This window comes from uncultured Leptotrichia sp. (assembly GCF_938036635.1).
GTDB lineage: Bacteria > Fusobacteriota > Fusobacteriia > Fusobacteriales > Leptotrichiaceae > Leptotrichia > Leptotrichia hongkongensis.
This window is the reverse complement of the sequence record NZ_CALHQO010000479.1, coordinates 1-10954: the sequence shown is the minus strand read 5'-3', so window position 1 is coordinate 10954 and position 10954 is coordinate 1. Positions and strand designations below refer to the sequence as shown.

Below are 10954 nucleotides of genomic sequence, written 5' to 3'. Positions count from 1 at the left end.
TATAAATATGTTTTCAATACATTTGACTATACATTTATATTATACAACATTTTTTATGTTTTTTCATTCATTAATTAAAAAAAATTTATTAAATTTATTCAATAAAAAAAGAGCTACTTCATTTATTTTGAAATAACTCTTTCTTAAAATATACTTTTTGTTTACAGATTTATGAATAAGAAATATAGATTAGTAGATTGCTCTAAACCCGATTCCACCTCTCACATTTTCACCTTTTGTATCATAACCTGCGTTTATTGTTACACCGAATCTTGTATTTTCAATTCCAAGGTTCAAGTCAGCTTTTCCGTTTCCACGTCTGTCATCTTTTTCACCTCTTATATTAAACCAGTCAGCAGTTGTATAACGAACTCTTGCTTTATTGCTCACATCTCCAACTTTTCCTAGTTCATTTTCATAAGCAAGTCCCAACTTAGCAACAAATGTTGTTTTTACTGCCATTGGCTGTTTATATTTGAATTCCACTCCAACCTCAGGTTTTATAGAATAATAGTCATTCGCTTTTACTTCTAAACGCATTTGCCCAGTATCCTCTTTTATTCCATCAAATTTTCCATATTCAAATTTTAAACTTCCATAAGGTGAGATACTTGTTCTTTCACTTGTTCTGATGTTTTTTCTAAGTTCATTTTTCAATCCAAATCCATATGAACGGTACTCAGATTTTGCTTCAAATATATCATCAACAACAAGGAATTTTCTCTTCATTTCACCAGTTCCTACAAATCCTTCTGCTGAAATAGTCCAGTTCAAGCTATTGTTATGATCTTTTCCTATTGGCATTGATTTAAATACACCTGCTTTTACAATACTCTGATCTTCTTTAGATCTACCTATATCGCTAAAATCAAATCTATTTCTTACTGCTCCTGCATACCATCCTGTCGATTCTCCAAGTTTTACAGTTTCATTTTCATTCAAATATGCAAATCCATAGGCTTTATTTTTATAATCAATGATTCCCGCTGTATCTGTCTTGTATTCACCTTGCATTCCAAAGGCTTTTATTTTATTTGAATTTTTAGACTTAGTATCCCATTCATTTCTTAAATATGTAAATTCTTTATTCAGCAAGTTACCTGTTTCAAAAATTCTTTGTTGAACATTTGCATACTGATGTCCCATCATTTCATCAATTGCTTGAGCCAATAACGCTTCTTCACTATTTCCAATTGTATTCAATTTATTAAATATTTCTTTTTCTCTTGAATCTAAGCTATTAACGTCATATCTTTGTTCCAATCCATCAGTAAAGTTGTATTCATTTGTTGTTTTATCTACAAAAGCTGTATAAGGAATCTTTGTCATAAGTACACGTGTAATCTGCTGTGTAGATGGGTCAACTTCAGGCGTTGCCATCCAAGTTAGTGAAGCAGAATACGGAGTAAAGTTAAATATTCCAGAATTTATCTGATTTAAGAATGGCTGTAATATTTGTTTTCCAATAATCACATTTTTAGAGTTTGTAAGTACTGAAAATTCTGTTCCGATTAATAGATCACTATTAATTCCAAGAGAATTTGCTCCATTTATGTTAATTGGACGTGTTCTTCCCAATGTATCCACATATACTCCAAAATTTGAGAAAGCATAGTTTGTGTAAGGCGTAGTGTAATCAATTGTCTGAACTTGACTGTCATCTAGTGTTACACCATTTCTCTGAATTGCAAGCCGTCCATTTGGCAATTGAACAATTCCCACTCCTCCAACAGTTTTACTTGGATCTGTTGGTGCATAATAATCTTTTGCTCCATTTCCAGAAGTAATGCTTCCCGCTCCAGAATTTAATGCTGGTAATACATTTCCAGGAGTTGCATTAGATGCTATTGGCAAATCTCCAGATACTCCTTGAGAATTTACATCATATCGTACTCCATAAGTTTTATAACCATTTATGTTGATTTCTCCATAATTTTTAATTATTGATTTATTATTTGCCGTACCTTTTATTAACACTCCATAACTGTTGTCTGCGTCAATATTTATTGTTCCATAATTTTCCAAAGTACTTCCATTTAATACAGCAACTCCGACAATACCTTGAACATTGTCATTTCCACGATAAGAGCCAGTTGTAGTAATATTTCCAGTATTTACAAATTTTGCTCCATTATTTACAAATACTCCCATCATTGTCTGAATTTTATCAGAAGTTGTTGCACTTGAAGCATCCAAGTATATATTTCCAGAGTTTCTTAATGTCGTTCCTCTGTCATCTCCGTACATTCCAATGCTTAGATGTCCTGAAACATAAATATCTCTTTCATTTGAAATATTTGCTCCTCCTACACCTGCCATACCAATTCCATAAACAATGTTATTTGGATCAGATTTATCAGTTTTTCCGATTTTGATTGTTCCTCTGTTTACAGCATTAGATGCTCCTGTTACAAGAATTCCTTGATTCCCGATTCCTTGTGACAGATCAATTATTCCATTATTTACAATATTTGCTCCATCTTTTCCATAGATTGCAATAATTTTTTCATTTGTTCCAGATGTAATTGTTGCATTATTTGTTACTGATGATACTCCTTCTGTATAAATGAAAGTCGACTCTTTTCCTAAAGTTACATTTGATGAAGCAGAATTTGAATAAACATTTGTTCTGCTCATACCTGGATTTGCTAAAATTACCCCGTAAGACTTATCTCCAACAGTAAAGCTTGATGTAGTATCGTTAATTGAAACTCCACTTGTTCCATAAACTCCAACAGGTTCACTATTAGCATCTGTCGCAATATGATTTGCAACATTTATTGTTCCACCTAAGTTAACATTTCCACCTTTTTTATACACACCGATAGCCTTGTCTGCAACATTGATTACAGAACTTCCTGTTGTTTCGACATTTCCGTTTTCACTAAGCGAATAAACTCCAAATGAAGCCTCTCCAACATTTATTGTTCCGCTATTTTTGATATTAATTGCTGATCCATTTTGTGCATAAATTCCGACAGTAGAGTCGTTTTTAACAGCGGTTGCAGTTTTATCTACATTTATTGTTCCGCTATTTTCAAATGTCTGATCCGATGTTCCTTCCAGATATGCTGCAATTGAACGTTTTCCAGTAATATCAATATTTCCACTATTTAAAATTGATTTTGCCACACCTGATTTATTTTGTGAGAAAATTCCAATTGAATCATCACTAGAAAACTTCATATCCGCTTTATTCGTAACATTTGAATTTATTGAAACAATTCCTTTTGCCTTGTCAGATGTACCTGTTATTTTCTTGCCATCTATCGTAGCATTTGAATTGTCTACATAAATTCCTGTAGAACCATTATTTAAAGTCATATTGTTCCATCCACCAAAAGAAGATGTTCCTGTCATATAAATTCCAGTTCCTTTTGAAGATACAATGATGTCATTATTATTCATTTGTGCTTTACTATCCACAATATATAACATCGGCTCCGAAGAAGTTGTCAATGTTCCAGCATTATTATAATTTAACACTGCGTTATTTTCCAAGTATGCTAAACTTCCGTTATTTGCAAAATTGTAATTCCCTCCAGTTACGGTCAATGTAGAATCATTTCCATACAGTGCAAATCCTTTATTTCCAACTGTTACATCTCCAGAAGTAGTCAAGTTTGTTTTGTTTTTTACAAATATTCCAACTGAAGTAGATTCAACACTTCCACTAGGATTAAATGTAGAATCTCCAATTGTTATATTTCCACTATTTACAACTGTCGCATTTGAAGTATTCGAAGTTTCTGGTGCAATATAAATTCCTGCTGACCCTTTTCCTAAAGTGATGTTTCCTTCATTTACAACATCTATCACTTTACTGCTTGCAGCTGTATTTTTAGCATAAATTCCAACCGATTTATCTTTACCAGTTATTTCTCCCTTATTTTCAACTTTATCAAATCCAATTGCATAAATAGCAGAAGATTCATCTCCAACTGTTATTTTAGAACCAGCTGTTGTTGTGATTATACCTTTATTTTCAGTTCCTGTTGGTGCATTGCTATAAACTGGTGTTGAAGTTTTATAAATTCCATAAATTCCAGTTGATTTATTTCCTACAAGAATATCTTGTGAATTAAGCCCTCTTGATGATTCAAGATACATTGCTGTACTTGTTTTGGCATTTGATAAATCCAAAGTTCCTTTGTTTTCAGCATCATATCCAGCAGTTCCAGCCCAAGTTAATGCAGGATTGCTATTTCCATCTGCCATAAGTCCAATAATATTCTTAGTTGCTGATTTTGCCTCAACTGTAACTCCTGTTTGTAAAATAGCCTCTCCATTTATAACGTGAGAAAGTATATTTCCTGTATCTAATGCATTTCCAAGTGCTACGGTTAGATTTTTTGAAGTTATGGAACTTCCTTCAGTAACTCTGGTTCTTTCTACAGAGTATCCGTTAGTAACTAATGTTCCACCATTGTCTACAATGTATCCTCCTTTTTGAGCAAAAATACCTACTCCATCTCCACCAAATTCAATTTTTGCACCACTTTCAAAATTAACTGTCGCTTTGCTAGTAACTATTGCTCCAACTCCATTTGCTCCGTTTAGCTTAATATCCGCACCATTATCAATTGTTACTGTTGAAGCTTTGGTTCCATCTCCACCATTTCCAATATAAATACCAGTTCCAGCTGTTGTGTTATCTCCTATATTCATAGTTCCTGTATATTTAATATGACTGCTATTTTCAGCAAATAATCCGACTCCATTTGCTCCTGTTGTTATTGATGTTGATATTGTTTTAGGGCTTCCAGATGCTCCTTGTCCATCAGTGTAAATTCCTAATGCGTAGAAATCATTTGTTCCATCCAAAACAGAATCTCCAACTTTTATTCCTCCAGTATAAGTAGAAATATTAGTATTCCCTTTTAACAATAATCCTATTATTCCTTTTCCTTTTGTTGAACTTCCACTTACAAAATCAAGTTCTGGAGCATTTAACTGTACTGGGGTTGTTAAAGCCATTCCTGTGCTATCTGTCCCATCTAAGTAAACTCCAACACCATATCCTTTGATATTTCCAATAGAATTTAATATAGTTCCGTCACCCTTGATATAATAAGCAACTTGATTTTGTGAATTACTATTTAAATCAATTACAGAACCCGTTCCATCAGCTTTTGCTTCTTGTGTAAGATAAACACCTACTGATGAATCAGCATTATTTGTCATAATTATATTTCCTACCTTAGAAATATTTGATTTTGGCGTATAAATACCCACTGTTTTTTTAGCATCTAAAGTTATAGTTCCTGTATTTTTTATAGAAGAATCAGTAAGTACTCCCGTATAAACACCGCTTCCAGAAGAACTTTCAACGTTACTAGCAAAAATTCCTGTAGATCCTTCACCTTTTAAGCTTATAGTTCCATTATTTTCTAAATTTATTTTTTTCCCTGCAGCACTTGCTAGTCCAAAAATACCAACTGATTTTTTTTCTTCCAAATTAATATTTGCACCTGTTTCATTTTTGGCTACAGCATCGTCTTTTGTAAATATTCCAGTAGAATTTTCTTTTGATAAATTTATATTTTTTATATTTATAACATTTGTTCCGCTTCCTTTTCCGTACATTCCAATTACATTTTTTACTGTTCCAGAAATTTCATTTTTATTAGTTATAGATGCACTATCTGATGCACCTATTCCTGTTGTATTTTCTCCAGATAAAACAATTTTACCTGTATTTTCTCCAGTTGTTCCTGAATCTGTTGCATACATCCCTGTTGAATTTTTACCAACAACTTTAATTCCTTCATTAATTGAAATATTTTTTATTTCTGATCCTGATTTACCAAAAATTCCAATGGATTCTTTTCCATTTACCTCTACAGTCTTATTATTTGTAACAGTAGCTTTCTCACCAAAAATTCCAACTGATTCTTCCTTTGAAGTTACAATTGTTCCGCTATTATTAACTATTAAATTTTCTTTTCCATTTGATGAAGAATTTTTAGCATATATTCCAACTGATTCTTTCATACCAACATTTATTGCCGAATTAACCGAATTTGTAATAGTAAGTGTTTTTGTTGCTTTAGATTCCAATTCACCATAAATTCCTGCACTTCCCTTTTCAGAACTGCTTGTTGCTAAAGTAATTGTTCCGTCATTTGTAATTGTATGATCTTTATCGTTCTTAAATTTACCGTAAATTCCTGCTGATTCACTTTTATTTACAGTAATTGTCTTATTTGCATTATTTACAACATCACTATCACTTATATAAATTCCTGCCGACTTCTTATCTTTCGCCGTAATATCTGCATTATTAATAACATTAGAGTTGTCGATTGCATAAATTCCTGCTGATTCTTCTTTTTCCAACTTAATTGTTCCATCATTTTGAACATTTGCTGTATCTGCCATTATTCCTACTGATTTAGATTTTTCTACATTGATTGTTCCTGTATCTTTATTATTTATTACAGCTTTTGCTCTATCATCTAATTCATTTTTTATATACATTCCTACTGAAGATTCATCTTTCAAATCAATAGTACCGCTGTTATTCATTGTAGTTATTCCTGGTATGACAGTTGGTGTATTTTTATCTTTAACAACATTTGCATACATTCCAATACTGCTATCTTTTTCAGCAATAATAACTCCTGAATTTGAAATCGTGTAGTTGTTTGCAGATGTATTTTGTGCATAAATTCCAGCAGATTTATCTTCTTTTAAGCTAATCTGACCTTTATTTGAAATATTACTGTTTTGAGTATAAATTCCTGCTGAACCTGTCTTTTCCATCGTAATTATTCCAGCTGTATCGTTTATTATTTCAGAATCATTTATTCCCATCATTCCAGCAGAACTTCCACCTGACATTTTTATAATATTTTTATTAGTTGCTTTTCCGCCATCTGATAATATACCTACTGAAGCGGAAGCAGTACTAGTTAAACTTTCAACATCCGTATTTGTAGCCAAAATTTCTCCATTATTTTCAATTTCAGAATCATTTTTACCGAATATTCCTACTGATCCCTTACCTTCTATTTTAATATTTCCAGATGCTTCATTTGTTACTTTTGCTATTTCAGCTAAAATACCTACTGAAGAATCCTTTTTCATTATAATTTTATTTTCGTTAGTTACTAAAAGATTTTCTTTAGCTGTTGTTTCATTTTTACCGTAAATCCCTACTGATTTCGCTGTTTCAACCTCAATTTTTCCAGTTGTTTCATTTGTTACAATTAATTTACCTGTTGCATTATTTTTTAACTCTGCATATATTCCAGCGTTTTCTTCTTTTCCTGTAACACCAGTAATTTTTATATTCCCTAAATTTTTAACAGTCTTGTCAGAAGCCGATGAAGATTTTGAAAATATTCCAGCTGATTTTTCATCTCCTGTAGTTATTGTTCCACTATTTGTTACATTACTATTTTCAGCATATATTCCAGCCGATGAACCTTTTTCAACTGTAATCTCACCACCCGAAGCATTTGTTAATTCAGAATCTGCTAATCCTAATATACCAACAGAACTAGCATCTTTCATTATTATTTTACCAGTACCTTCATTTTTACCATTACTTGCATTAGCATAAATACCTACTCCAGAAGCTCTTGAAGATTCCAAAGTTCCTGCATTTTGGGCTATAGAAGCTGTATCTGTTGCATTTTCTCCTTTTGTTGCAACTAATCCAACTTGAGTATTTGTAACTAATTTCACACCACTATCAATTCCAACTGTTGAACCATTATTAGCTGATAAAACGGAAGTAGAAGCATTTACACCATTAGAAATAGTATAATCTCCATCTAAAACTGCTTTTCCTTGATTTGCTGCAAAAAAGATAGTTGCACCTGTACCAAAGTTTGTTATATTTATTTTATCTGTTGAACCATTATTTAAATATTTTTTCAATGAAGGGCTTGTAGAATTTCCACTTAAAAATCCAAATGTAGAATTATCACCAAGCGATACATCTAATTTTTCTCCAGCTTTTATTTTAAATGTATCATTAAATTTCCCTGAATCTGATGAATAAAGTCCAACTGCTCCTTTTCCAATTATTAATGATGAATTTGTTCCAAAATTAACTTCTGCATTTCCATCTGAATAAAATCCAATTGTTGTTCCAGCATCTGTTCCAGTTCCACTTTCTTCTAATGTGATTGGAGCATTAATATTTATCTTTCCTGTAGCATTTTTCACGTAAAATCCTGTAGCATTTTTTCCAATTATTATATTAGCATTCGCACCACTATGATTAAATTCATATGTTCCTTCGGCATAAATTCCTGTATTTGTATTACCTATTAAATTAGTATTTGAATTCTGACTAGTATTTACATATATCTTACCATTATTATTATTAAATGTAATTTTATTTGTCTTACCATTTAGAGCAACAGCTGTATTTCCTGTATTTTTTGCTGCTGTTACTTCAATAGTTCCTGAATTTTCAAATTCGTCCTGTTCTCCATAAAATCCAACAGAATTTTTAGAATCTGCTTTTACATTTATTGTACCACTATTTGAAGAAGTTCCTCCTTTTATCAATGCAAATCCTACAGATTTTACTCCATCTACATTAATCTTTCCTTCGTTTACACCTCTACCGTATTTTGATTTATTTGTACCTTGCTGCATATCATCTAATGCACCAGAAAAATTAGAATAATTAGACGAGTTATTAACAACAAATCCATAATTAGTTGTACCTTTAACTGTAATAACAGAAGTAGATTCAGCTTTTATATCTCCTGATCTTAAATAATTACGAGTCCCTTCAACATTTCCATTTACTTTTCCACCATTTAATTCAACTGAAGTTTCTCCAACATAAGCCCCTACAGCATTTACAGCCGTATCATTTATATTTATTTTTCCTTTCAATTCAACAAAATCAGGTGTAGCTAATGTTGAAAGTCCAACAGGAACACCAGTAAATACCCCTACCCCTTTGTTTGAATTTATATTTATTTTCCCATCAATTTTGACTTCTTGAATATCATGCAGTAATCCAATGGCGATGCTATTTTCTCCATTTATGTTTATTTCACCTGTACTCTTATTATAAACTCCACTTTCAAACCCAGAAATAGTAGTATTTCCAAATTCTCCACCAGGATTTACTCTTTGATTCGCAATTTGTCTTTGAGATTTTAAATCTTCATAATTATTTAAATTAATAAAGAAATTTTTAGAAAGTCCTTCGTTAAATACAGTTGTAATCCCAAAACTATCATTACCATTTATATTTACTATATTCTCATTAATAGCTTGCATTGCTACTTTTCCACGACCATTTACTGGACTTGCCCTCAAAATACGTATTGGAGCTGAATTCCAGCTACTACCTCCATTATTTGGATCCCAGTTATGAGGATCTTCAGGCTTCAATTGAAAAGCTGCACTTCCATTTGAATTTAATGTAATTGTCCCCTTGTTTGTCATTTTAGTTAAAGTTTTATTATCTGAGGCATCTGGATTATTAAATCCAAAAGCAACTTGATTTATCGTATTATCTGTTGTCTTTATTCCTATAATTTCACCTTCATTAACAGCTTCAAACAATCTTCCATTCATTGTTCCGCTATTTCCTGAACCGTGTGTTCCTTGAATATCAATTGCAACATTTTGACTTCCTTTTAAATTAATAGTTCCTTTCATTTTAAAAACTTTATTATCAGCTGCCTCATCTAAAACTAATGCTCTATTATTGTCAACAGTTACATTAAATGTATAATTTTGTGGCATTTCAGTTTGTGTATTATTACCACTAAGAGTAATGTAATTTCTATCCGACAGCTTAGTTATGTCATGATTTTGAGGAATACTATTCCAACCTTTGTTTTTATAGCTTTTAGAATCTCCTGTAGGATCAATAGAAAACTTAATTGGTGATATTACAGGAGCGTTTATTGTTGGTAATTCCACTTCATTTGGTTTAACAATCGTTAATGGTGTGATGTTCGGAGGAGTTACGCTAATATTAATATTCGGTGTTGTTGGTGAATTAATTTTCAATTTAACAGTTGGTTCTGCCAACGTAATATTTATACTTGGTGCTCCAATTACTGTTGGTTCACTTGGTGCAACTGGATTTTCTATGTCAATATTAACTGGTTTAACATTCGGAAATTTTATATTTGGTGCTGTTATTGGCGAAGTTACACTCAAATTAATTGCTGGACGTACTACAGCTCTTGGCATATCAATTTGTGGATTTATTGTGATTTCTTCTTTTGAAATAGATTTTGGACGTACATTTGCCATTATCTGAATTTCCACTTCAGGTTCTTGAACGTGTAACAATGATGCTAATCCGTAAGATTGCGAACCTACTGTAGAAGTGCTAATTGATGGTGTTATAAAATTTTTTCTTCTATTAGACAAAATTCCAGTCTCTCCCCAGTCACCTCTAGTAAATATGCCATTAAAGGGATATTTAACAGCCTTGTCTCCTCTTCCTTTATAAGCTCCGTTACTACTTGATGTAAAAGTATTGGCTCCAAATTGCCATGATGCCCATTTTGATTTTACAACCTGATCTCCTTGTTCCATTAATTGAACTAATTCCAAGTTCAAGTCTTCTACAGCTTCTTCGTTTGCTTTTTTCTTTTTCTTTATTGCAACCCTTGTTTTTTCGGCTGACATTACCAATTCTTTGTTCATACGCTCATAAAGCATATCTGAAGATGTATTTATCCCAATTGAAAATGTTATCATCCCTGTTATTAAGTACGAGAACAGCAATGATTCTGTATACTTTACATTTTTTGCCCTTTTAGCAAAAGCCTTCAAGTCTTTTTTTGCCTGTTTTAAATTGTTACTCATATTTTTCTCCTTTTTACTTTGATTTTTTTTACTAGTAAGATACAAAAACTCATAATTTTCTAATTATTTAACTCTTCTGTTAATTCTTTAAATACCGATTACTATATAATAGTTAAAATTTAAAATTTTTACATGGTTACAGCTTATC

At 31.8% G+C, this 10954-nt stretch carries 1 protein-coding gene; it reads right to left on the bottom strand.

Going from position 1 to position 10954, the window contains the following annotated elements; all coding sequences use genetic code 11:
- Positions 1-189: 189 nt before the first annotated feature.
- Complete coding sequence (locus Q0370_RS09715) at positions 190-10806, bottom strand: autotransporter-associated N-terminal domain-containing protein (RefSeq protein WP_299575140.1); 10617 nt, start codon at positions 10804-10806, stop codon at positions 190-192.
- Positions 10807-10954: the final 148 nt, after the last annotated feature.